This is a genomic window from Caballeronia insecticola, from assembly GCF_000402035.1.
In the GTDB taxonomy this organism is placed as follows: Bacteria; Pseudomonadota; Gammaproteobacteria; order Burkholderiales; family Burkholderiaceae; genus Caballeronia; species Caballeronia insecticola.
Genome location: NC_021287.1, coordinates 43406 through 65702, shown reverse-complemented (window position 1 = coordinate 65702; position 22297 = coordinate 43406). Strand labels below are relative to the sequence as shown.

General features: G+C 63.9%; 22 protein-coding genes. 11 read left to right on the top strand and 11 right to left on the bottom strand.

The annotated features are described in order from the left end of the window. Window positions 1-356: 356 nt before the first annotated feature. The 3 genes from BRPE64_RS00300 to BRPE64_RS00290 all read right to left on the bottom strand — a co-directional run bounded on the left by BRPE64_RS00300 (window position 357) and on the right by BRPE64_RS00290 (window position 2599). Window positions 357-899: a response regulator transcription factor gene (locus BRPE64_RS00300; RefSeq protein WP_016343982.1), complete on the bottom strand. Its 543-nt coding sequence runs from the start codon at window positions 897-899 to the stop codon at window positions 357-359. Window positions 900-943: 44 nt separating this feature from the next. Beyond that, window positions 944-2242, bottom strand: coding sequence for an ATP-binding protein (locus tag BRPE64_RS00295; RefSeq protein WP_016343981.1), 1299 nt, complete (start codon window positions 2240-2242; stop codon window positions 944-946). 126 nt (window positions 2243-2368) lie between these two features. Then, window positions 2369-2599 carry a cysteine-rich CWC family protein gene (locus BRPE64_RS00290; RefSeq protein WP_016343980.1) on the bottom strand — a complete coding sequence of 77 codons (231 nt, stop codon included), beginning with the start codon at window positions 2597-2599 and terminating at the stop codon, window positions 2369-2371. 145 nt (window positions 2600-2744) lie between these two features. Here BRPE64_RS00290 and argB point away from each other — a divergent pair, with 145 nt between their 5' ends. Beyond that, window positions 2745-3644: an acetylglutamate kinase gene (gene argB / locus BRPE64_RS00285; protein WP_016343979.1), complete on the top strand. Its 900-nt coding sequence runs from the start codon at window positions 2745-2747 to the stop codon at window positions 3642-3644. Between the two features lie 82 nt (window positions 3645-3726). After that, window positions 3727-4476, top strand: coding sequence for a pyrimidine 5'-nucleotidase (locus tag BRPE64_RS00280; RefSeq protein ID WP_044041015.1), 750 nt, complete (start codon window positions 3727-3729; stop codon window positions 4474-4476). 9 nt (window positions 4477-4485) lie between these two features. Here BRPE64_RS00280 and BRPE64_RS32690 read toward each other — a convergent pair whose 3' ends face one another. After that, a complete protein-coding gene (locus BRPE64_RS32690) occupies window positions 4486-4701 on the bottom strand; it encodes a hypothetical protein (RefSeq protein ID WP_144063300.1) in 216 nt (71 codons plus the stop codon). Here BRPE64_RS32690 and metX point away from each other — a divergent pair. The 4 genes from metX to BRPE64_RS00260 are packed head-to-tail and all read left to right on the top strand — an operon-like array spanning window position 4685 to window position 8678. Continuing rightward, window positions 4685-5830, top strand: coding sequence for a homoserine O-succinyltransferase MetX (gene metX / locus BRPE64_RS00275; RefSeq protein WP_016343977.1), 1146 nt, complete (start codon window positions 4685-4687; stop codon window positions 5828-5830). The two genes, BRPE64_RS32690 and metX, sit on opposite strands and share 17 nt — an antisense overlap. Continuing rightward, complete coding sequence (metW, locus tag BRPE64_RS00270) at window positions 5827-6435, top strand: methionine biosynthesis protein MetW (protein ID WP_016343976.1); 609 nt, start codon at window positions 5827-5829, stop codon at window positions 6433-6435. Before metX ends, metW begins: the two co-directional genes overlap by 4 nt. Window positions 6436-6480: 45 nt before the next feature. Continuing rightward, window positions 6481-7767 (top strand): AmpG family muropeptide MFS transporter, encoded by a 1287-nt coding sequence (locus BRPE64_RS00265; RefSeq protein ID WP_016343975.1) that lies wholly within the window; start codon window positions 6481-6483, stop codon window positions 7765-7767. Next, window positions 7764-8678, top strand: coding sequence for a M48 family metallopeptidase (locus tag BRPE64_RS00260; RefSeq protein WP_016343974.1), 915 nt, complete (start codon window positions 7764-7766; stop codon window positions 8676-8678). Before BRPE64_RS00265 ends, BRPE64_RS00260 begins: the two co-directional genes overlap by 4 nt. A gap of 2 nt (window positions 8679-8680) precedes the next feature. Here the strand turns inward: BRPE64_RS00260 and BRPE64_RS00255 are convergent, their stop codons facing one another. From BRPE64_RS00255 to gatC, 5 genes are all read right to left on the bottom strand, one after another. Further along, a complete protein-coding gene (locus BRPE64_RS00255) occupies window positions 8681-9469 on the bottom strand; it encodes an exodeoxyribonuclease III (protein ID WP_016343973.1) in 789 nt (262 codons plus the stop codon). A 25-nt stretch (window positions 9470-9494) separates the two neighbouring features. After that, window positions 9495-10334: a PPK2 family polyphosphate kinase gene (locus BRPE64_RS00250; protein WP_044041014.1), complete on the bottom strand. Its 840-nt coding sequence runs from the start codon at window positions 10332-10334 to the stop codon at window positions 9495-9497. Between the two features lie 94 nt (window positions 10335-10428). Further along, window positions 10429-11898: an Asp-tRNA(Asn)/Glu-tRNA(Gln) amidotransferase subunit GatB gene (gatB, locus tag BRPE64_RS00245; protein ID WP_044041013.1), complete on the bottom strand. Its 1470-nt coding sequence runs from the start codon at window positions 11896-11898 to the stop codon at window positions 10429-10431. A gap of 2 nt (window positions 11899-11900) precedes the next feature. Further along, the gene (gene gatA, locus BRPE64_RS00240; RefSeq protein ID WP_016343970.1) at window positions 11901-13397 is read right to left on the bottom strand and encodes an Asp-tRNA(Asn)/Glu-tRNA(Gln) amidotransferase subunit GatA; all 1497 of its coding nucleotides are present in this window, start codon (window positions 13395-13397) and stop codon (window positions 11901-11903) included. 61 nt (window positions 13398-13458) lie between these two features. Then, window positions 13459-13758: an Asp-tRNA(Asn)/Glu-tRNA(Gln) amidotransferase subunit GatC gene (gene gatC, locus BRPE64_RS00235; RefSeq protein WP_044041012.1), complete on the bottom strand. Its 300-nt coding sequence runs from the start codon at window positions 13756-13758 to the stop codon at window positions 13459-13461. 375 nt (window positions 13759-14133) lie between these two features. Between gatC and BRPE64_RS00230 the strand changes: the two genes are divergently transcribed. The 5 genes from BRPE64_RS00230 to rodA all read left to right on the top strand — a co-directional run bounded on the left by BRPE64_RS00230 (window position 14134) and on the right by rodA (window position 20626). Then, window positions 14134-15177 carry a rod shape-determining protein gene (locus BRPE64_RS00230; protein ID WP_004189550.1) on the top strand — a complete coding sequence of 348 codons (1044 nt, stop codon included), beginning with the start codon at window positions 14134-14136 and terminating at the stop codon, window positions 15175-15177. Window positions 15178-15375: 198 nt separating this feature from the next. Continuing rightward, window positions 15376-16542 carry a rod shape-determining protein MreC gene (gene mreC, locus BRPE64_RS00225; protein WP_016343968.1) on the top strand — a complete coding sequence of 389 codons (1167 nt, stop codon included), beginning with the start codon at window positions 15376-15378 and terminating at the stop codon, window positions 16540-16542. After that, complete coding sequence (mreD, locus tag BRPE64_RS00220) at window positions 16539-17051, top strand: rod shape-determining protein MreD (RefSeq protein WP_016343967.1); 513 nt, start codon at window positions 16539-16541, stop codon at window positions 17049-17051. The genes mreC and mreD overlap by 4 nt, the downstream gene beginning before the upstream one ends. A gap of 91 nt (window positions 17052-17142) precedes the next feature. Further along, complete coding sequence (gene mrdA / locus BRPE64_RS00215; protein ID WP_016343966.1) at window positions 17143-19452, top strand: penicillin-binding protein 2; 2310 nt, start codon at window positions 17143-17145, stop codon at window positions 19450-19452. A 25-nt stretch (window positions 19453-19477) separates the two neighbouring features. Next, window positions 19478-20626 (top strand): rod shape-determining protein RodA, encoded by a 1149-nt coding sequence (rodA, locus tag BRPE64_RS00210; protein WP_044041849.1) that lies wholly within the window; start codon window positions 19478-19480, stop codon window positions 20624-20626. Between the two features lie 69 nt (window positions 20627-20695). Here rodA and BRPE64_RS00205 read toward each other — a convergent pair whose 3' ends face one another. Beyond that, window positions 20696-21388, bottom strand: coding sequence for a tetratricopeptide repeat protein (locus BRPE64_RS00205; RefSeq protein ID WP_016343964.1), 693 nt, complete (start codon window positions 21386-21388; stop codon window positions 20696-20698). Next, a complete protein-coding gene (locus BRPE64_RS00200; protein WP_016343963.1) occupies window positions 21385-22167 on the bottom strand; it encodes an HpcH/HpaI aldolase family protein in 783 nt (260 codons plus the stop codon). Before BRPE64_RS00200 ends, BRPE64_RS00205 begins: the two co-directional genes overlap by 4 nt. Window positions 22168-22297 lie beyond the last annotated feature (130 nt).

Here is a 22297-nt window from a genome sequence, read left to right as displayed (position 1 = left end):
ACCCGCGAAAGCATCGGCCCGTAAACAGTGGCCAAAAAACAGGAAATTAAGCGGGTTTCGAATTCGGAGTGTTCTTATAGGGCCATGAAAGGCTGACTCGTATGCTCTCTACATGCGTGTTTCTCATGGTCGCGCATGTAGTCGTTGCAACTCTCCGATTACCGCCCTCGACACCCGGCTTGGGCGGTTTTTTTTGCCTGTCGCTTTTGATTTTGCTTTTGCGCACGGCATCCGCGGGCGTTGGCCCATAGCGCCCATAGCGCCCGAAGGCGCGAGCCAATCCCATCGAAATAAGCTTGAGTGCGCAAAGGCGCGCGCGGCAGCCCTTTGCGCGGCCGCCGCGAAAGCCCGCCGCGTTATTGACGCACCGGCTTCTTGGCCAGCTTGCGCTGCAAGGTCCGCCGATGCATGTTGAGCGCGCGCGCCGTCGCCGAAATATTGCCGTTGTTTTCGGCGAGTGCCCGCTGAATATGTTCCCATTCAAGCCGCGCCACCGAGAGCAGCGTCGGGTTTTCAATCGCTTCCTCGGCCGTCTGCTCGCTCGCCTCTTCCTGCAGCGCGGAGAGAATCGTCTCTACGTTCGCCGGCTTCGCGAGATAGTTGTCGGCGCCGTCCTTCACCGCCTGCACCGCCGTCGCGATGCTTGCATAACCGGTCAGCACCAGAATGCGCGCATCGGGCTGCAGATCGCGCAGCGGCGAAACCAGGCGCAGGCCGGAATCGTTGCCCAGGTGAAGATCGACCGTGATCTGGCCGAACTTGTGCAGGTTGGCGAGCTTCAGCGCCTCGTCGCCGTCGTGCGCCTGATGCGGCGTGTAGCCGCGCCGTGCAAGACCACGGGCCAGGATGCCCGCAAAAACTTCGTCGTCGTCGATGATCAGAAAGTTGGTATCGCTCATGCCTTTTTCTCCGTGATTCAACCCCGGCGTCCCCGAATTCGAGTTCAGGCGGCGCCGCTTCGTTCAGTCCGGGCCGCCTGATCGGCAACGGCGGCCATGCCCCGGTTCGGCAGGCGCAACACCGCGCGTGTGCCGCGCGGCTCGCCATCGACGAGTTCGATCGAACCGTTCAGGCGCGCCGCCGCCGCGAACGCCAGATAAAGCCCGACGCCATGTCCGCCCTGCGTGCTGTCCACCGGCCCCGCGCCGAGCGACGCGCGCAACGCGGGCGGAATGCCCGGGCCGCGGTCGCAGACGTCGAAGCGCACCCTGTTCCTGCCGTCGATGGTTTCGGCCGTCGCCTGCAGCGTCACCGATTCGCTGCTCGCGCGCGCGGCGTTGTCGAGAAGGATCGTGAGAATCTGGCCGACGGCGACCGGATCGTCGATTGCCGCATCCGCCGGCGTCGTGCCGGTCTGCGCAAACTTCACCTGCGGATGACGCAGCCGCCATTGCTCGATGAAACTCGCGAGCCATTCGTCGAGCGCCTGCCGGCTCGACGGCCCCGTCGCGCGGCTGCGCAAACGCGCCAGCGCCGACGTGCACAGCGCCATCTGCTGTTCGAGCAGTTCGAAATCGGCGGCGTAGGGCGCGAGGTTTTTATCGTGCGCGGCGGAATCGCGCAGTTCCTCGGACAACATCGCGATAGTCGAAAGCGGCGTGCCCATCTCGTGCGCGACGGTCGCCGCCTGCACGCCGAGCGCGACGGCGCGTTCGTCACGCAGATGGCGCTGCTGGGCTTCGGCGAGCGCGGCGTCGCGCACGCGCAGCGCCCGCGACATGCGCGCGACGAACCAGCCGATCAGCCCGACGCTCACCATGAAGTTGACCCACAGCCCCATGCGGAAATAATCGAACAGATTGGCCGGATTCTCGATGTTGAGCGGCACGTAGTTGTAGCTGAGCAGCGCATAACAGGCGACGGCGAAGAGCGCGAGGCAGCCCATCATCATCCACGGCAGCACGGCGGCGGCGATCGCAAGCGACGGCAAATAAAGCGTCACGAACGGATTGGTCGCGCCGCCGGAGAGGAACAGCAGCGCCGAGAGCGCGCCGAGATCGACGCACATCTGCCCGAACAGCTCCAGGTTCGTCTCGGGCCGCGCCCGCGACACGCGCAGCCACGTGAGCCCGTTGAAGAGCATTTCGAGCGCGATGACGAGCAGCATCGCGGGCAGCGGAAGCTTCGCGCCGTAGAAAATCTGCACGACCGTGATCGTCAGCAACTGGCCGATGATCGCGAGCGAGCGCAGCCAGAAGAGATGACCGAGGTTGACGCGGCCGGTGGTGGTTATGCGATGCATCTGGTTTGAGTGCCTGTCGACGCCGAACGCGCGCCGGGTTGGTTTCGCGCGTCATGCGACATTATCCCGCTTGCATCGGGCGTGCTGCCGCATCTGTCGCGATTTGTCGCACCCGCCGCCGCTCCGTCAGGCGGGCCGCGACGCGCGCTCGATCTGCGCCGTCAGCCGCGTCAGACACGCCGGACACAGACAACCCACGCCGGGCGACAGACGATCGTGCGGCAGAGCGGGCAGCGCGGCGCACCAGCAGGCCGCGTCGCCCGCGCGCACGCCGCAGCGAAACGGCGCGCCGCATTGTGCGCAGGATTCGGCATCAGCGGAGGCGGCATCGTTTCGTTCGGAGGGGTCGTTCATCATCTTGTCATCGGTTCGCCGAAACGATCATCGCACGCCTGCCGCCCCGCCGGAAAACACGAGCCGGCCCGCGGCAATTCGTCCTGCTGCGTTGCGTCAGTCCTGTACAATTCGGCGTGTTTAAACGCTCCTCGCCTCATTTGCCGCCATGTCCGAGCTACCTGACCTCACGCAAATCGCCCCGACCCTGAAGGCCGAAATCCTGGCCGAGGCGTTGCCCTATATCCGCCAGTATCACGGCAAGACCGTCGTGATCAAATACGGCGGCAATGCCATGACCGAGGAACGCCTGAAACAAGGCTTCGCGCGCGACGTCATTCTGCTCAAGCTGGTCGGCATCAATCCGGTGATCGTGCACGGCGGCGGTCCCCAGATCGACCAGGCGCTCAAGAAGATCGGCAAGCAGGGCACCTTCATCCAGGGCATGCGCGTGACGGACGAAGAGACGATGGAAGTCGTCGAATGGGTGCTCGGCGGCGAAGTGCAGCAGGACATCGTCACGCTCATCAATCATTTCGGCGGCCAGGCGGTCGGGCTGACGGGCAAGGACGGCGGTCTGATCCATGCGCGCAAGCTGCTGATGCCGGATCGCGATAATCCGGGCCAGTTCATCGACATCGGTCAGGTGGGCGAAGTCGAAGCGATCAATCCGGCCGTCGTGAAGGCGCTGCAGGACGACGCGTTCATTCCGGTCATCTCACCGATCGGCTTCGGCGAAGACGGCCTCTCGTACAACATCAACGCGGATCTGGTCGCGGGCAAGCTCGCCGTCGTGCTGAACGCGGAGAAGCTCGTCATGATGACGAACATCCCCGGCGTGATGGACAAGGAAGGCAATCTGCTCACGGACCTTTCCGCGCGCGAAATCGACGCACTCTTCGCAGACGGCACCATTTCCGGCGGCATGCTGCCGAAAATCTCCTCCGCGCTCGACGCAGCGAAGAGCGGCGTGCGCTCGGTGCATATCATCGATGGCCGCATCGAGCATTCGGTGCTGCTGGAAATCCTGACCGAGCAGCCGTTCGGCACGATGATCCGCTCGCATTGAGCGTCGTATTCCCGGCACTCCCGATCCCAACGCCCGCCCATGCGCGGGCGTTTTCTTTGGCGCCATACAAAAACTAAAGCCCATGAGACCGCATCGCCCCGCCCGCCGCCGCCGCGTGAAAACGCGCGGCCCCGTCTGGCTCTTCGATCTCGACAACACGCTGCATCACGCGTCGCATGCCATTTTTCCGGCGATCAATCGCGGCATGACGCAATACATCATGGACCGGCTGAATGTCGACATCGACGAGGCGAACCGGCTGCGCGTGGGCTACACGGTGCGCTATGGCGCGACGCTGCTCGGGCTCGTGCGCCATCACGGCATCGACGCCGCCGATTTTCTGCGCGAAGTGCACACTTTCCCCGATCTTCCGTCGATGCTGCGCGCCGAGCGCGGCCTCACGCGGATGCTGCGCGCGCTGCCCGGACGCAAGATCGTGCTCACCAACGCGCCGACCCTCTACGCGCGCACCGTGCTCGCGGAACTGGGCATCGGCAAGTTGTTCGAGCGCGTGATCGCCATCGAGGACATGCGCGAAGGCAACCGCTGGCGCGCCAAGCCCGACGCGCCCATGTTGCGCCGCGCGATGCGCCAGGCGCACGTGCGTCTCGCGGACGCGATTCTCGTCGAGGATACGCGCGGGCATCTGAAGAGCTATCGGCGGCTCGGTATTCGCACGGTGTGGATCGTCGGGCATCTGCCGGTCGCGCGCACGTCGAGCGGCGGCATGTCGGTGCGCATGCCGGGCGCGGGGCGGCCGCATTACGTCGATCGCACGGTGCGCTCGCTGCGCGCGCTTTCGCTGGGCATGCGCGGCGGCGTGCCGTTATGAGCTTTTCCGCTATACTTCAACGCTGACGAGATATTCTCGACACCCACGAAACGCGCCGATTTGCTGACTCGATTGCGGGCGCGCGAACTTCACGGCTTTGCGGCCCGAGTTCACTATAAATGCGGCTAAAGAGGTCGTCAGCCGCGCCATCCGCAGTTTCTTCCGCGCTTCGCCGACACCGTTTAGCCGCTCAATCAAGGCGGAACGAATGGAATCGATCGGCATCGTCACTCCCCAAACACTACGCTTCGCCGAGCCGCTCGCCATGCAGAACGGCTCGTCGCTCGCCGATTACGAACTCGTCGTGGAAACGTACGGCGAACTGAACGCCGCGCGCTCGAACGCCGTGCTCGTGTGCCACGCGCTGAACGCGTCGCATCACGTCGCGGGCGTGTATGCCGACGATCCGAAAAACGTCGGCTGGTGGGACAACATGGTCGGTCCCGGCAAGCCGCTCGACACGAACCGCTTCTTCGTGATCGGCGTGAACAATCTCGGTTCGTGCTTCGGCTCGACCGGCCCGATGAGCATCGACCGCACGACCGGCAAGCCCTACGGCGCACGCTTTCCCGTGGTCACCGTCGAAGACTGGGTGCACGCGCAGGCGCGCGTCGCGGACCGCTTCGGCATCGAGCGTTTCGCGGCCGTGATGGGCGGCAGCCTCGGCGGCATGCAGGCGATGGCGTGGAGCTTGATGTACCCGGAGCGGCTCGCGCATTGCATCGTCGTGGCGTCGACGCCGAAGCTGTCCGCGCAGAACATCGCGTTCAACGAGACGGCACGCTCGGCGATTCTCTCCGATCCCGACTTCCACGGCGGCGACTATTACGCGCACGACGTGAAGCCGCGCCGCGGGCTGCGCGTTGCGCGCATGATCGGCCACATCACCTATCTCTCCGACGACGACATGGCCGTGAAGTTCGGCCGCGCGCTGCGCCGGGCGGAAGGCGCGCTCGATGCGTACAACTTCAACTTCGACGTGGAATTCGAAGTGGAGTCGTATCTGCGCTATCAGGCGGACAAGTTCGCCGAATACTTCGACGCCAACACGTATCTGCTGATCACGCGCGCGCTGGACTATTTCGATCCCGCGAAAGCCTTCGACGGCGACCTGACCCGCGCGCTCGCCAACACGCAGGCGAAATATCTCGTCACGAGTTTCGCGACGGACTGGCGTTTCGCGCCCGCGCGCTCGCGTGAAATCGTCAAGGCGCTGCTCGACAACAAGCGCACGGTGAGCTACGCCGAAATCGACGCGCCGCACGGCCACGACGCCTTCCTGCTCGACGACGCGCGCTATCACAACCTGATGCGCGCCTATTACGAACGCATCGCCACGGAGATCGGCGCATGAACCAGAACACTCTCGATTCGCTCGCGCTGCGCTCGGATTTCCGCGCGATCGCCCGCTGGGTCGAACCGCGCTCGACGGTGCTCGATCTCGGCTGCGGCGACGGCTCGCTGCTTTCGCTGCTCGGCGAAGAGCTCGAAGTGAAGGGCTACGGCATCGAGATCAACGATGCGGGCGTGCTCGCGTGCGCGCAAAAGGGCGTGAACGTGATCCAGCAGAATCTCGAAGACGGCCTGCGTCTCTTCGAGGACGACAGTTTCGATTTCGCGATTCTTTCGCAGACGCTGCAAACCATTCATCAGACCGCTGCGATCCTGCGCGAAACGGTGCGCGTGGGGCGGGAATGTATCGTGTCGTTTCCGAATTTCGGCTACTGGCAGCATCGGCTCTCGGTGATTCAGGGCCGCATGCCGGTGTCGAAATCGCTGCCGTATCAGTGGCATAACACGCCGAACGTGCGCGTGCTGACCATCAAGGATTTCGAGGCGCTGGCGCCGGAAGTCGGCATCGAGATTCTGGACCGCGTGGTGCTGCACGGCGGGCAGTCGGTCCGTTGGGGCGCGAACTGGCGTGGTAGTCTTGCGGTCTATCGCGTGAAGCGCCGGTGACGAACGCCGGAATCATCACGCATCGACCACTGCCCGTACTACGACATGCCCGATAAGCCACACGAGGCGCCCGCTCTAACTGCTCACGAAGATCATCCCGGCTGGCGCGCGTTTCTCAACACGCGCATTCTCATTTGCGTCTTTCTCGGCTTTACGTCGGGATTGCCGCTGTTCACGCTCTTCAGCCTGCTGCAGGCGTGGCTCACGACCGCGCACGTCAACGTCAAGGAAATCGGCCTCTTCGCGCTGATCGGCCTGCCGTATACGTGGAAATTCGTCTGGTCGCCGCTGATGGACCGCTACGTGCCGCGCTTTCCGGGCTGGAGTCCCGGGCGGCGGCGCGGCTGGATGTTCCTCACGCAAGTGCTGGTGATGGTGGCGATCGGCTCGTTCGGCTTCTTTTCGCCGGAGCAGAATCTGTGGGCGGTCGCGGCGGTGGCGGCGCTCGTCGCGTTTTTCGGCGCGAGTCAGGATATCGTCATCGACGCCTATCGCCGCGAACTGCTCGCCGACACCGAACAGGGGCTCGGCAACGCGGTCCACGTCAACGCCTACAAGGTGGCAGGGCTCGTGCCCGGTTCGCTGTCGCTGATTCTCGCGAGCTTTTTTCCGTGGAAGACCGTGTTCATCATCACCGCGGCGTTCATGCTGCCGGGTCTCGTGATGACGCTCGTCGTCAAGGAACCGGCGATTCACGGCGCGCCGCCGAAAAGCCTGCGCGAGGCGATCGTCGAACCGTTCCACGAATTCGTCACGCGCGACGGCTGGCGGGCCGCGCTCCTCGTGCTCAGCTTCATCTTTCTCTACAAGCTCGGCGACACGATGGCGACCGCGCTCGCCACCAAGTTCTTCCTCGACATCGGCTTCTCGCTCGCGCAGATCGGCGTGATCGCGAAGGCGGTGGCGTTCTGGGCGAGCATCGCGGGCGGCCTGCTCGGCGGCATCTGTCTGGTGAAGATCGGCATTGCGCGCGGGCTGTGGATCTTCGGCTTTCTGCAGATCATCGCCACGCTCGGTTTCGCCTGGCTCGCGAAGATCGGGCCGTCGCCGGTGGCGCTCGCCGTGCTGTACGGCTTCGAAACCTTCGCGACGGGCCTCACGCTCGCGACCTTCACCGCGTATATCGCGAGCACCACCGATCCACGCTACACCGCGACGCAATTCGCGCTGTTCACGAGTCTCGCCGCCGTGCCGCGCACGTTCGCCGCGGCGGGCAGCGGCTTTATCGTGAGTGAAACGGGTTGGTTCCCGTACTTCATGGTCTGCGTCGTGCTGTCCATTCCGGGCATGCTACTGTTGCCGAAAATCGCGCCCTGGAGAACTCAACGATGACGGTTTCCTTCAAGTTTCGCGCCTCGGTTTGCGCATGGGCACTGGCGTCGCTCGCGCCCGTGTCCGCGCACGCTCAGGACGAACAGAAGACGCCGCCGCCATACACCGCACCCAACAACCAGATCCGTTTCGGCAATACGGCGCTGTTTCGTAATCTGATTGCACCCGCGACGCTGGAGACGCAGGCGGCCGGGGAATATGCGCAGATCATCCACGATGCCGAGCGCGACAAAACGCTGCTTCCGGACACCAATCCGCTCGTGAAGCGCGTGCGCGAGATCGCGAATCACGAGATTCCGTTCGCGCTCAAGTGGAACGATCGCGCGAAGAACTGGAAGTGGGAAATCAACGTCATCAAGTCGCCCGACGAGCGCATGTATTGCCTGCCGGGCGGGAAGATCGTCGTGTATAGCGGGCTTATCGACAAGCTGCGTCTGAACGACAACGAGATCGGCATGATGATCGGCCACGAAATCGCGCACGCGCTGCGCGAGCATGCGCGCGAGCGGCTCGGCCGGCAGCAGGCCGCGCAACTCGGCGCCGGCGGCATGCCGCAACTGTTCGGCTTCTCGAATTATTCGTCGCAGCAGCCGGATATCGGCGATGAACTGCTGTCGATGCGCTATTCCCCCGCCGACGAAATCGAAGCCGATGTGATCGGCAGCGAGATCGCCTCGCGCGCGGGTTACGATCCGCGCGCGGCCGTCACGCTGTGGAACAAGATCGATTCCGGCACGCGCCGCGCGGATGCCGGCTTTATCTGGATGCATCCGTACGGGCCGGATCGGCGGCAGGATTTGCTCAAGCGCATGCCGGACATGATGCCGCTCTATGCGAAGGCGCTCGGCAAGACGATCGATCAGTTGCCGAATTATGCGGGCATGGGGCGGTTCAAGAAGAGCGGGCGCTAGCCTTACTTCTTCGCCTTCGCGAGCTTCCAGTCGTAATCGATCGTCAGCGGCGCATGATCGCTGAACTTGATGTCCCGAAAGATCGACGTCTTCTTCGCAGTCGCGGCGACTTCCTGCGTCGCGATCTGATAATCGATACGCCACCCCACATTCTTCGCATACGCCTGACCGCGATTGCTCCACCACGTGTATTGCTCGGGCCGCTGGTCGAGCGTGCGGAAGACATCGACATAGCCGACATCGTCGAACAGCTTCGTGAGCCACGCGCGCTCGTCAGGCAGGCAGCCTGAGTTCTTCTGATTGCTCTTCCAGTTCTTGATGTCGATTTCCTTGTGCACGATGTTCACGTCGCCGCACACAATCACTTCGCGCTCTTTCGAAAGCGCGTCGAGGTGCGGCATGAACTCGTCCATGAAGCGATATTTCGCCTGCTGACGCTCGTCGCCGCTCGATCCCGACGGCACATACACCGACACCACCGACAGCTTGCCGAAGCGCGCTTCCACGTAGCGCCCTTCCGGATCGAACTCTTCCGAGCCGAAACCGATGATCACGTCATCCGGTTCGTGGCGCGTGTACAGGCCCGCGCCGCTGTAACCCTTCTTCACCGCATGCTGGAAATAGCCCTGAAAACCGTGTGGCGCGAGAAATTCGGGCGTCAGATCGTCCTGCGAGCATTTGATTTCCTGCACGCACACGACGTCGGATTTCTGTTCGCCGAACCAGTCGAAGAACCCTTTCTTGGCGGCCGAACGGATGCCGTTCAGATTGGCGGTAATCACGCGAAACATACGCTTCCTTGGTTATGGTTTTGGTTTATTCGACCTTCACGCCCTTGAGCGATTCCTTGGCCGGCGGGAATTCGAGCTTCATGTCCTGCATCGTGCGCAACAGCAGTTCGGCGATCATCACGTTGCGATGCGTCTTCGAGTCGGCCGGAATGATGTACCACGGCGCGTATTCGGTCGAGGTCGCGCCGATCGCGTCCGCGTACGCGTCCTGATACGCGTCCCATTGCTTGCGCGCTTCGAGATCGGAGACGTCGAACTTCCAGTGTTTGGTCGGATCGTCGATGCGCGCCTGCAACCGCTCGCGCTGCTCTTCCTTCGAAATATGCAGGAAGCATTTGACGACGGTCGTGCCGCTGTCCGCGAGCAGCGACTCGAAATCGCGCATGTGCCGATAACGGCGCTCGCATTCGTCGCCGTCGATCTGCTTCAGCACGCGCGGCACGAGCACGTCCTCGTAGTGACTGCGATTGAAGATCGCGAATTCGCCGGCCATCGGCGCCTGCGCGTGCACGCGCCAGAGGAAATCGTGCGCGGCCTCGCGTTCGGACGGCGCGCGAAACGGCACGATACGCAGGCCGAGTGGATCGACATCGTGAAACACCGCGCGCACGGTGCCGTCCTTGCCGCTCGTGTCCATGCCCTGCAACACCAGCAGCACGCGCTGGCGCCGCTGTGCGTGCAGCTTCTCCTGCAGGTCGTCGAGTTGCGCGCCGATGGCCGCCAGCCGTTCGCGGTCCGCGTCTTTCGAGCCGAGCGAAAACGGCTTCGCGGACGGATCGACCGCGCTCAGATCGAATGGCTTCAGCTTCTTGCCGGCGTCGAAAAAAGGTACGCGGAAGTCGTCCAGCTCAGGTTTCTTTGCCATGTCTCTTTTTCCTTTTGTTTTTCCCTTCGCCAATTAAAACGGGCTGCTGCCGGGCGTTACCGGCAGCAGCCCGCGCGTTTTCCGCGTTGGGGAATCAGGATAGCTTTTTCTTCAGCAGTTCGTTGACCTGCTGCGGATTGGCCTTGCCCTTGGTCGCCTTCATCGCCTGGCCGATCAGCGCGTTGAACGCCTTCTCCTTGCCCGCGCGGAATTCCTCGACCGATTTCTGATTGGCGGCGAGCACTTCGTCGATGATCGCTTCGAGCGCGCCGGTATCCGAAATCTGCTTGAGCCCCTTCGCCTCGATGATGCGGTCCGCCGCGCCTTCGTCCGTCGCCTTCTCGTCCCAGATCGCCTGGAAGATGTCCTTCGCGATCTTGTTGGAGATGGTGCCGTCGGCGATGCGCTGAATGACCAGCGCGAGCTGCGCCGCCGACACCGGCGAATCAGCGATATCGAGCGATTCGCGGTTCAGTTGCGCGGAGACGTCGCCCATGATCCAGTTCGCGGCGATCTTCGCCTGACCCGCGCCGGCCTTCTGCACGAGCGCTTCGAAGTACGATGCCATCGCCTTCGACGAAGTCAGCACGCCCGCGTCATACGGCGTGAGGCCGTAGGTGTCGACGAAACGCTTCTGCATGTCCGCCGGAAGCTCGGGCATCTCGCCCTTCACGCGCTCGATCCAGGACGGTTCGATCACGAGCGGCATCAGATCCGGATCGGGGAAATAGCGGTAATCGTGCGCATCTTCCTTGCTGCGCATCGAGCGGGTTTCGCGCTTGTCCGGATCGTACAGACGCGTTTCCTGAACCACCGTGCCGCCGTCTTCGATCAGCTCGATCTGACGGCGCACTTCGTATTGAATCGCTTCTTCGAGGAAGCGGAACGAGTTCAGGTTCTTGATCTCGGCGCGCGTGCCGAACGCCTGCTGGCCGACCGGCCGCACCGACACGTTGGCGTCGCAGCGGAACGAGCCTTCCTGCATGTTGCCGTCGCAGATGCCGAGCCACATGACGAGGCCATGCAGCGCCTTCGCATACGCGACCGCTTCGGCCGCGCTGCGCATTTCCGGCTCGGTGACGATTTCGAGCAACGGCGTGCCCGCGCGGTTCAGGTCGATGCCCGTCATGCCCGCGAAGTCTTCATGCAGCGACTTGCCCGCGTCCTCTTCGAGGTGCGCACGCGTGAGATTCACGGTCTTCGAATACGCTTCCTTGCCCGCCTTTTCGTTGGCCGGAACCTGGATGGTGATCTGCCCGCCCTGCACGACCGGAATCTCGTACTGGCTGATCTGATAGCCCTTCGGCAGATCCGGATAGAAGTAGTTCTTGCGCGCGAAGATGCTGCGCGGCGCGATATGCGCACCGATCGACAAGCCGAAGCGAATCGCGCGCTCGACAGCGCCGCGGTTCATCACCGGCAGCACGCCGGGCAGCGCGAGATCGACGGGGCTTGCCTGCGAGTTCGGGCTTGCGCCGAACTGCGTGGGCGCGCCCGAAAAAATCTTGGAGACGGTGGATAACTGCGCGTGCGTTTCCAGACCGATGACGACTTCCCACTGCATGTTCACACTCCCGATGCCGATGGTGCCTGACGGTGCCAGTCGGTCGCGCGCTGGAACGCGTCGGCGACCTGGAGCATCCGGGCTTCGTTGAAATAGTTGCCGATGATCTGCAGGCCGACCGGACGATTCGCGTTCGCACCCGCGCCGAAACCGCACGGCACGCTCATGCCGGGCAGACCCGCGAGGCTCACGGAGAGCGTGTAAATGTCAGCGAGATACATCTGCACAGGGTCGTCGGTCTTCTCGCCGAGATTCCACGCAACCGACGGCGCGACCGGTCCCATGATGACGTCGCACTGTTTGAACGCTTCCTGGAAGTCGCGCGCGATGATGCGGCGAATCTTCTGCGCCTGGAGGTAGTACGCGTCGTAATAGCCGTGCGAGAGCACGTAGGTGCCCACCAGAATGCGGCGCTTCACTTCCGGCCCGAAGCCTTCCGCGCGCGACTTCTTGTACATGTCGAGCAGGTCGCCGTACTGCGCTGCGCGATGCCCGTAGCGCACGCCATCGAAGCGCGACAGGTTCGACGAAGCCTCCGCCGGCGCGATGATGTAGTACACGGGAATCGAAAGCTCGGTCTTCGGCAGCGACACGTCGACGAGCGTGGCGCCGAGCGCTTCGTATTGCTTCAACGCGGTGTCGATGGCGGCACGCACGTCACCCGCGAGACCGGCGCCGAAGTACTCCTTCGGCATGCCGATGCGCAGGCCCGCGAGCGGCTTCGAAGCGTCGCCGCCCGAAGTCCACGCCTGGCCCAAATGGCGCGTGTAGTCTTCGTTCTCGCGTTGCAGGCTGGTCGAGTCGCGCTCGTCGAAACCGGACATGGCGTTGAGCAGCAGCGCGCAGTCGGCGGCGCTTTGCGCCATCGGCCCGCCCTGATCCAGCGACGACGCGAACGCGATCATGCCGTAGCGCGACACGCGCCCGTAAGTCGGCTTGATGCCGGTGATGCCGGTAAACGACGCCGGCTGGCGAATGGAGCCGCCGGTGTCGGTGCCGGTTGCTGCAGGCGCGAGACGCGCGGCCACGGCTGCCGCCGAGCCGCCCGACGAGCCGCCCGGCACGGCCTTCAGGTCCCACGGATTTTGCACTGCGCCAAAGTACGAATTCTCATTGGACGAGCCCATGGCGAACTCGTCCATGTTGGTCTTGCCGAGGCAGACCATACCGGCGTTCTTCAGCCGGTCGACGACGGTGGCATCGAACGGGCTCGCGTAGTTTTCGAGCATGTGCGAGCCCGCCGTGGACGCCCAGCCGCGCGTGACGAACACGTCCTTGTGCGCGATGGGCAGGCCGGTGAGCGCGCCCGCATTGCCTTGCGCGATAAGCGCGTCGGCGGTTTTCGCCTGTTCGAGCGTGAGTTCGCGATCGACGCCGATGAACGCATTCAGGCCCTTCGCGGCCTCGATGCGTTGCAGATAAGTCTGCGCCAGCTCGACTGCGGAAATGTCCTTCGAGTCGAGCGCGGTGCGCAATTCGGTCAAGCTTTTTTGATGCATTGCAGTTCCCTGATGAGCGCGGCGTACGTTTCCGCGCGCGGTATCGCTGGATAGTCGGCCGTTACTCGATCACCTTCGGCACGAGATAGAGCCCGTCCTGCACGGCGGGCGCCGAACGCTGGAACTCTTCGCGCTCGATACGCTCAGAGACTGCGTCGTTACGCAGACGCAGCGCGACTTCCTCGATCTGCTCGATCGGGTGCGCAAGCGGCTCGATGCCGGTCGTGTCGACAGCCTGCATTTGCTCGACGAGACCGAAAAAGTCGTTGAGCCGCGCAAGCGTGGGTTCGGCCTCGTGGTCGGGCAGTTCAAGCCGCGCCAGATGCGCGATGCGTTTTACGTCGGTCAGGGTCAAAGACATGGGATCACCGGAGAAAAGCGTGGACAGCCCCCGTTTCGAAAACCTAGCTGAGACAGCCGGTTAGGAACTTGGAAGAGCCCTCGGAATCAGGTCTGGCGATGGCAGAACATGCCATCCTTTTCCTATAGATACCCCTAAATTATAAGGTATCATTACACGCTCAACTCACCCCTGGATCGGTCTCTCAGCGGCTTTCTCCCTGAATCAATGTATTGCGAGAAACGTTTGCGTTGGGCGCTCCATTCTGCGGTAGATTTCTTCCCGGATTTGCAACTCGCGGCGAGCGTTTAGCGCCCCGGCAAACCGTAATTTTTTTCCGCTGCCGTCCCCGGCGCTACGAGCGAGGAACGGCCCCCAGCGAGACAGGATTTTTGAATGTTTGGTTTTTTGCGCAGCTATTTTTCGAACGACTTGGCGATCGACCTCGGCACCGCCAACACGCTTATCTACATGCGCGGCAAGGGCATTGTTCTCGATGAGCCTTCGGTCGTTTCCATCCGCCAGGAAGGCGGTCCCAACGGCAAGAAGACCATTCAGGCGGTCGGGAAGGAAGCCAAGCAGATGCTTGGTAAGGTGCCGGGCAATATCGAGGCCATCCGCCCGATGAAGGACGGCGTCATCGCCGACTTCACCGTGACCGAACAGATGATCAAGCAGTTCATCAAGACCGCTCACGAATCCCGCATGTTCTCGCCGTCGCCGCGCATCATCATCTGCGTGCCGTGCGGCTCCACTCAGGTCGAGCGCCGCGCCATCAAGGAAGCGGCTCACGGCGCGGGTGCGTCGCAGGTCTATCTGATCGAGGAGCCGATGGCAGCCGCGATCGGCGCGGGCCTGCCGGTGTCGGAAGCCACGGGCTCGATGGTCGTCGACATCGGCGGCGGCACGACCGAAGTCGGCGTGATCTCGCTGGGCGGTATCGTGTACAAGGGTTCGGTGCGCGTGGGCGGCGACAAGTTCGACGAAGCCATCGTCAACTACATCCGCCGGAATTACGGCATGCTGATCGGTGAGCAGACCGCCGAAGCCATCAAGAAGGAAATCGGTTCGGCGTTCCCCGGCTCCGAAGTGAAGGAAATGGAAGTCAAGGGCCGCAATCTGTCCGAAGGCATTCCGCGCAGCTTCACTATTTCGAGCAATGAAATTCTCGAAGCCCTGACGGACCCGCTGAACCAGATCGTGTCGTCGGTGAAGATCGCGCTGGAACAGACGCCGCCGGAACTGGGCGCCGACATCGCCGAGCGCGGCATGATGCTGACGGGCGGCGGCGCGTTGCTGCGCGACCTCGACCGCCTGCTCGCCGAGGAAACCGGCCTGCCGGTGCTCGTCGCCGAAGATCCGCTGACTTGTGTGGTGCGTGGCTCGGGCATGGCGCTCGAACGCATGGACAAGCTCGGCAGCATCTTCTCGTACGAGTGATCTCCGCCAGGGCCGTTCGCTGCCGGTTTTCGGCATGTGCACGGCCTTCGGTGCGACAACTGAAACGACCCGCGTCACGCGACGCACGCGCGGCCCGGATCCAGTCCGTGCCGTTGTCGAAATAGCGTAGGGCAGGCTCCGCCACAAGCGATCAAGCCTGTAGCATCGATCCATCCGTTCACGCCCTCGGCGCCGACCATGGAATACAGTCCGCCGCCACTTTTCAAGCAAGGCCCATCCGCGCTCGCGCGTCTGATTTTCTTTGTGGTCCTCGCGATCGCATTGCTCGTTTCGGATGCCCGCTTCAACACGTTGGAAATCGCACGCGGCATGCTCGGCGCGGGGCTTTATCCATTGCAGCGCGCCGCGCTCGTGCCGCGCGACATCTTCATGGGCGCCGCGGATCTCGCCGTGACGAGCGCGAACCTGCGCAGCGAGAATCAGAAACTGGCTGACAAGAATCTGCAACTCTCCGTCAAAGCGGGCGACGCCGCGCAACTGGCCACCGAAAACGCGCATCTGCGCGCGTTGCTGAATCTGCAATCGCGCGCCACGACCAATGAAACGCCCGCCGAAATCCAGTACGACACGCGCGATCCGTTCACGCAGAAAGTCGTGATCGGCAAGGGTTCGCAACAGAACATCCAGGACGGCGCGCCGGTCGTCACCGAAGACGGCGTGATCGGTCAGGTGACGCGCGTCTTTCCGATGCAATCGGAAGTCACCTTGCTGACGGATAAAGATCAGGCGGTGCCGGTGCAGATCGCGCGCACGGGTTTGCGCAGCGTGATCTACGGCACGCCGAAGGGCGACACGCTCGATCTGCGCTTCGTGCCCATCAGCGCGGACGTGCAAGCCGGCGACGAACTCGTGACGAGCGGCCTCGACGGCGTCTATCCGCCCGGATTGCGGGTCGCGAAGGTGCTGCGCGTCGACAAACAGGCGGACACGGCATTCGCGCGCGTCGTCTGCGTGCCGATCGCCGCGGTGCGGGGTGCGCGCCAGTTGCTCGTGCTGCACTACAACGTGAACGTGCCGCCGAACCCGATCGAAGTGGAAGCGGCCGCCGCCGCCAAGGAAGCGAAGGAAAACAAGGGCAAGAAGAAGCCGGCGGCCAAGGCCGCGGCAACTGCCGCGGGCGCGAGTGGCGCGTCGGCGGCGGTCGCGGGCTCGGCGGCGGTGGCAGGCTCGGCAGCAGTGGCGGGCTCGGCGCCCGCTGCAAGCTCGGCGCCCGTCGCTGCCGCAAAGCCCGCTGAAAAACCCGCGGCCAAGGCCGCGGCGCCCAAAACGGCATCGGGCGCGGCGGCGAAGCCTTCGAGGAAGGCGCACATGCCCAAGCCCGCTTCTTCGGGGGCCGCACAATGAACCGCCCGCAATACATTCTTCAGCCGGTCAATCCGTACTTCATCACGTTCAGCCTCGCAGCCGCGTTTCTGCTGAATCTGGTGCCATGGGGACGGCTCGTCGGCGTACCGGATTTCGTCGCGCTGGTACTGTTGTTCTGGAACGTGCATCAGCCGCGCAAGGTCGGCATGGGCATCGCGTTCATGCTCGGCCTGCTCATGGACGTCCATAACGCGAATCTGCTCGGCGAGCACGCGCTGGCCTACACGCTGCTGTCCTACGGCGCGATCACCATCCACCGCCGCGTGCTGTGGATGGCCCTGCCCGTACAGACGTTCGTCGTGGCGCCGCTGCTGGTGGGGGCGCATCTCGTGCCGTTCGTGATCCGGCTGATGACGGGCGCCGCATTCCCCGGCTGGAGCTATCTCGTCAACGGCTTCGTGGAAGCGCTGCTGTGGCCGATCGCGAGCTTCCTGCTGTTGATACCGCAACGCCGCGCCGCCGACCCTGACGATACCCGTCCGATCTGAGCCGTCCGACACCGCGCGTGAGCCATCCGAACCGCCGCGCGCGGACTACACTTGAATCGCGATACATCGCGAAACGAATCGCGAAAGCTGCATGACCGAAATAAAGAACACCGAGCAACAGTTGTCGAAGTTCCGCCTGCGCGTCGCGGCGGCGGGACTGTTCGTGTTCGTCTGCTTCGGGCTGATCGGTCTGCGGTTTCTGTATCTGCAGGTCTGGCACTTCAGCAAATACTCGCTGCAGGCGAACGAAAACCGCATCTCCGTGGCGCCGATCGTGCCGAACCGCGGCATCATTACCGATCGCAACGGCATTGTGCTGGCGAAGAATTATTCGGCTTACACGCTCGAAATCACGCGATCGAAGATCAACGGCACGCTCGACGAGACCATCGACGAACTCGCGCAAGTCATTCCGATCGACGCGCGCGACCGGCGCCGTTTCAAGAAGGTGCTCGAAGACTCGAAGAATTTCGAAAGCCTGCCGATCCGCACGCGCCTGACCGACGAGGAAGTCGCCAAATTCACCGCGCAGCGTTACCGCTTTCCCGGCGTGGAAGTGCGCGCGCGGCTGTTCCGCCAATATCCGCTCGGCACGACCGCCGCGCACGTGATCGGCTATATCGGGCGTATTTCGCAGCGCGACCAGGAGCGCATCGACGACGCCAGCGACGCCAACGATGAAAGCTCGGACCACTACGATCCGCGCGTCGACGCGAACAACTACAAGGGCACGGATTACGTCGGCAAGATTGGCGTCGAGCAGAGCTATGAAACCGAGCTGCACGGACTGACCGGTTTCGAGGAAGTGGAAGTGACCGCCGGCGGCCGTCCGGTGCGCACGATGTCGCGCACGCAGGCAACGCCCGGCAACAACCTCGTGCTGTCGCTGGATATCGGCTTGCAGCAGGTCGCCGAGCAGGCATTCGCGGGCAAGCGCGGCGCGCTCGTCGCCATCGAGCCTTCCACCGGCGACGTGCTCGCGTTCGTGTCCGCGCCGAGCTTCGATCCGAATTCGTTCGTCGACGGCATCGACCAGCAAACCTGGGATGCGCTCAACAACTCGCCGGATCACCCGCTGCTGAATCGTCCGCTGCACGGTACGTATCCGCCGGGCTCGACCTACAAGCCGTTCATGGCGCTCGCCGCGCTCACGCTGCACAAGCGCACGCCGGGCTGGGGCTTTCAGGATCCGGGCTACTTCACCTTCGGCGGCCACACGTTCCGCAACGACGTGCGTTCGGGTCAGGGCTGGGTGGACATGAACCGCGCGATCGTCGTGTCGAACGACACCTACTTCTACATGCTCGCGCGCGATCTCGGCGTGAACGCGATGGCCGGGTTCATGAAACCGTGGGGCTTCGGGCAGATCACCGGCATCGATATCGCGGGCGAGGCGCGCGGCATCCTGCCGTCGACGGAATGGAAGCGCAAGGCGTATCGCAAGCCCGAACAGCAGCGCTGGTACGAAGGCGAAACCATCAGTCTGGGCATCGGCCAGGGTTACAACTCGTTCACGATCCTGCAACTCGCGCACGCCACCGCGACGCTCGCGAACAACGGCGTCGTGATGAAGCCGCACCTCGTGCGCGATATCGAAAATCCGATCTCGAAGGAAACGCGCGCCGTCGTGCGCGATCCGAGCGACAAGATTCCGGTGCAGCAAAAGGACGTCGACTTCATCAAGCGCGCGATGGAAGGCGTGATCACGAACGGCACGGCGGCGAAGGTGTTCACGGGCGCGCCGTATCTGGCGGCGGGCAAGACGGGCACGGCGCAGGTCTATTCGCTGCAGGGCTCGAACTACAAGGGACACGCGCTTGCCGAGCATCTGCGCGACCACGCGCTTTTCATCGCGTTCGCGCCGGCGGAGGAGCCGAAGATCGCGCTCGCGCTGATTGTCGAGAACGGCGGCTGGGGCGCGGAGTCCGCGGGCCCGATCGCGCGCAGAGTGCTCGACTACTATCTCGTCGACCGGATGAAACCCGGCGCCGAAGCCGCCGCTGTCGCTGCCGCTGCCTCGGCCACGGAAGGCGACGGCCTGCCGATCATCGGCGGCACGCAATCGCCTGCGTCCGCTGCGCTGCCGGCGTCGGTGGCGAATTCGTCGCCGGCGTTCTCGCCGAGCCCGGAAGGAAGCGCGCCGGCACAGGCTGCGTCCAATCCGGCTGCCGCCAAGGCCGCTTCCGCGCCCGCGCTGCCGGCTTCCGCGCCGAAAGCCGCGAAGCCGCGCGTCGCGTCCGCGCCCGCCCCTGCCGTCGCGCTGCCGGCTTCTACGACGCCCCCCGCGACGAACCCCGCGTCCGCCGCGAAAAAGCGCAAGGAGCCGACGCCGACCATGGTTCGCGGCAATCAGAACGACAGCGTGCGCACGCTGGCGCCGTCCGGCGGCATCGACGAATAAGGAAACCGCCATGCAACTCATGCACATGCAATTCGACAAGCGCGAATGGCTCGCGCGCGCCAAGCGCATGTTCGCGGGCTTCGACAAGCCGCTCGCGCTGATCGTTTTTCTGCTGCTGTGCGTCGGCATCGTGACGCTGTACAGCGCAAGTCTCGACCTGCCCGGGCGCGTCGAGGATCAGCTGCGCAACATCATGCTGACCTTCGGCCTGATGTGGGTGCTCGCCAATATCCCGCCGCAAATGCTGATGCGCATCGCCGTGCCGCTCTATACGGTCGGCGTCGCACTATTGATCGCAGTGGCCGCGTTCGGGCTCACGCGCAAGGGCGCGAAACGCTGGCTCAACGTCGGCGTCGTGATTCAGCCGTCGGAGATCATGAAGATCGCGATGCCGCTGATGCTCGCGTGGTACTACCAGAAGCGCGAAAGCAATATCCGCTGGTGGGATTACATCGTCGGCTTTGTGATTCTGATGCTGCCTGTCGGCCTGATCGCGAAGCAACCCGACCTGGGCACCGCGGTGCTGGTGTTCGCGGCGGGCGTGTTCGTCATCTATCTCGCCGGACTGAGCTTCAAACTGATCGTGCCGGTGCTTGCGTCGGCCGTGATCGTGGTGGTGTGCGTCGCGGTGTTCCAGACCCGCATCTGCCAGCCTGAAGTGAACTGGCCGCTGATGCACGATTACCAGAAGCATCGCATCTGCACGCTGCTCGACCCGACCTCCGATCCGCTCGGCAAAGGCTTCCACACGATCCAGGCCGTGATCGCCATCGGCTCCGGCGGCACGTTCGGCAAGGGCTGGCTGCAGGGCACGCAGGCGCATCTGGAGTTCATTCCCGAAAAACACACGGACTTCATCTTCGCGGTGTTTTCCGAGGAATTCGGCCTGGCGGGCGGGCTCGTCCTGCTCTTTCTCTATATGGCGCTGATCGCGCGCGGGCTGTTCATCGCGGCGAACGGCGCGACCTTTTTCGGGCGATTATTGGCCGGATCGCTCACGCTCGCGTTCTTTACTTACGCGTTCGTCAATATCGGCATGGTGAGCGGGATCTTGCCCGTGGTCGGCGTGCCGCTGCCGTTCATGAGCTACGGCGGCACGGCGCTGACAACGCTCGGCGTCGCCGTCGGGCTCATCATGAGCGTCGCGCGGCAAAAGCGTCTGATGCAGAGCTAGCGTTTTATCGTCGCCTGAACGCAAAAGCCGCGGGATCGTCCGCGGCTTTTTTGTTTTCGACGCGCGCCGTCACTGCGGCTTCTGACGCTCCAGTTCGGCGCTCAGTTGCAGATACTTGAGCTTGGCCGCCGGATCGCCCTGCGCGGCCGCCGCGGCGTAATACGCGCGCGCAACATTCAGATTCCGCTCGACGCCGTCGCCGCCGCGCTCGTAGAACGAACCCGCGACGTATTGCGCCGTCATGTCGCCGCCTTCCGCTGCTTTCTTGTACCAGTTGAACGCCTGCTCGTTGTCGCGCGCGGTGCCGCGCCCGTCGAGGAACTGATTGGCGAGCGCCAGTTCCGCCTGCACGTGACCCTGGCTCGCCGCGCGCAGGAACCAGCGATGCGCCTCCGCCGGATCTTTCTCGACGAACTGGCCGTCGTCGTACATCTTGCCGTACACGTATTGGGCGTGCGTCATGTTGGCGTCGGCGGCGCGGCGCAGCCACTTCTTGCCTTCCGGTATGTCGGCCGCGCCGCCCTCGCCGTTGAGCAGCATCATCGCGTAATTGAATTCGGCGAGACGGCTGCCCTTTTGCGCCGCGCGGCGGAACTCCGAGCGCGCCGCGCCAAAATTGCCCGCGTTGTAGTCGGCGACGGCGTTCTGCGTCGCGAGATCGGTCGGCTTGAGCGTGTTGTCGGCGTGCGCCGCGTTTAGTGCCAGCGTCGACAAGCCGATCGCCAGCGCCGCCGCGAGCCCGGCCCGCCTTGCGGTGTTCATGATCTCGCCTCCTGCAATGCCTGCCGCGTCGCCTTCAGCAGCCACATCACGTCCGCGCCGATCGCGACGAGCTTGATGCCCGCCTGCGCGTACTGCTTCGCGCTCGCGGCATCGAGCGCGAAAATGCCGCTCGCGATGCCCGCGCGCTTCGCCGCATCGACGATCTTCGTGATCGCGGCCTGCACGTCGGGATGCTTGCCGTCGCCGAGATGGCCGAGGCTCGCGGCGAGATCCGCCGGCCCGATGAACAGGCAATCGACGCCCGGCGTCGCGGCAATTTCATCGACGGCGTCCAGCGCCGCCACGGATTCGATCTGCACGATGGTCGCGATCTGCGCGTTCGCGGTGGTCGCGTAGTCGCGCCGCATGCCGTAAGCCGCCGCGCGCACCGCGCCCGCGACGCCGCGCAGGCCGTCGAGCGCCGCCTCGGTCGGATATTGCGTGAGCCGTACGATACGCGCCGCGTCCGCCGCCGATTGCACGTTGGGGAACATCAGCGTGCGCGCGCCGGCATCGAGCGCGCGCTTCACGATCCAGCCTTCGTTGGTCGGCACGCGCACGATCGGCTCGCTCGGCAAATGCGCGGCGGCAATGGCGCGCAACTGGGCGACGACATCGACGCTATCGTTCGGCGAGTGCTCCATGTCGATGCAGAGCCAGTCGAAGCCCGCGTGCGCGAGCGCTTCGGCGGCGTCGGCGCTGCCGAGCGAGAGCCACAGGCCGAACAGCGTGCCCGGCTCGGAGAGGCGTTGCTTGATGGGATTCGTGAACGTGCTCATCGCGCGGCTCCTTCGCATGCAGGAAAGAGGACCGCGCGTGGCAGCGCTTCGGGAAACGACAGAAGAAGTGACGGCATGCGTGCGCTCCGTGTCTCATCGCCCTGGGTGCGGGCGACTTATCGGACGATCA

Bases quoted from the DNA above. Each gene is read 5' to 3' on its own strand.
- BRPE64_RS00255 (WP_016343973.1), bottom strand. From the start codon at position 9,469: ATGTTTCGCGTGATTACCGCCAATCTGAACGGCATCCGTTCGGCCGCC.
- BRPE64_RS00300 (WP_016343982.1), bottom strand. From the start codon at position 899: ATGAGCGATACCAACTTTCTGATCATCGACGACGACGAAGTTTTTGCG.
- mreC (WP_016343968.1), top strand. From the start codon at position 15,376: ATGGAATACAGTCCGCCGCCACTTTTCAAGCAAGGCCCATCCGCGCTC.
- BRPE64_RS00280 (WP_044041015.1), top strand. From the start codon at position 3,727: ATGAGACCGCATCGCCCCGCCCGCCGCCGCCGCGTGAAAACGCGCGGC.
- BRPE64_RS00265 (WP_016343975.1), top strand. From the start codon at position 6,481: ATGCCCGATAAGCCACACGAGGCGCCCGCTCTAACTGCTCACGAAGAT.
- mrdA (WP_016343966.1), top strand. From the start codon at position 17,143: ATGACCGAAATAAAGAACACCGAGCAACAGTTGTCGAAGTTCCGCCTG.
- metX (WP_016343977.1), top strand. From the start codon at position 4,685: ATGGAATCGATCGGCATCGTCACTCCCCAAACACTACGCTTCGCCGAG.
- rodA (WP_044041849.1), top strand. From the start codon at position 19,478: ATGCAATTCGACAAGCGCGAATGGCTCGCGCGCGCCAAGCGCATGTTC.
- BRPE64_RS00230 (WP_004189550.1), top strand. From the start codon at position 14,134: ATGTTTGGTTTTTTGCGCAGCTATTTTTCGAACGACTTGGCGATCGAC.
- BRPE64_RS00200 (WP_016343963.1), bottom strand. From the start codon at position 22,167: ATGAGCACGTTCACGAATCCCATCAAGCAACGCCTCTCCGAGCCGGGC.
- gatB (WP_044041013.1), bottom strand. From the start codon at position 11,898: ATGCAGTGGGAAGTCGTCATCGGTCTGGAAACGCACGCGCAGTTATCC.
- BRPE64_RS00260 (WP_016343974.1), top strand. From the start codon at position 7,764: ATGACGGTTTCCTTCAAGTTTCGCGCCTCGGTTTGCGCATGGGCACTG.
- BRPE64_RS00205 (WP_016343964.1), bottom strand. From the start codon at position 21,388: ATGAACACCGCAAGGCGGGCCGGGCTCGCGGCGGCGCTGGCGATCGGC.
- BRPE64_RS00295 (WP_016343981.1), bottom strand. From the start codon at position 2,242: ATGCATCGCATAACCACCACCGGCCGCGTCAACCTCGGTCATCTCTTC.
- metW (WP_016343976.1), top strand. From the start codon at position 5,827: ATGAACCAGAACACTCTCGATTCGCTCGCGCTGCGCTCGGATTTCCGC.
- gatA (WP_016343970.1), bottom strand. From the start codon at position 13,397: ATGCATCAAAAAAGCTTGACCGAATTGCGCACCGCGCTCGACTCGAAG.
- gatC (WP_044041012.1), bottom strand. From the start codon at position 13,758: ATGTCTTTGACCCTGACCGACGTAAAACGCATCGCGCATCTGGCGCGG.
- BRPE64_RS00250 (WP_044041014.1), bottom strand. From the start codon at position 10,334: ATGGCAAAGAAACCTGAGCTGGACGACTTCCGCGTACCTTTTTTCGAC.
- argB (WP_016343979.1), top strand. From the start codon at position 2,745: ATGTCCGAGCTACCTGACCTCACGCAAATCGCCCCGACCCTGAAGGCC.
- BRPE64_RS32690 (WP_144063300.1), bottom strand. From the start codon at position 4,701: ATGCCGATCGATTCCATTCGTTCCGCCTTGATTGAGCGGCTAAACGGT.
- mreD (WP_016343967.1), top strand. From the start codon at position 16,539: ATGAACCGCCCGCAATACATTCTTCAGCCGGTCAATCCGTACTTCATC.
- BRPE64_RS00290 (WP_016343980.1), bottom strand. From the start codon at position 2,599: ATGATGAACGACCCCTCCGAACGAAACGATGCCGCCTCCGCTGATGCC.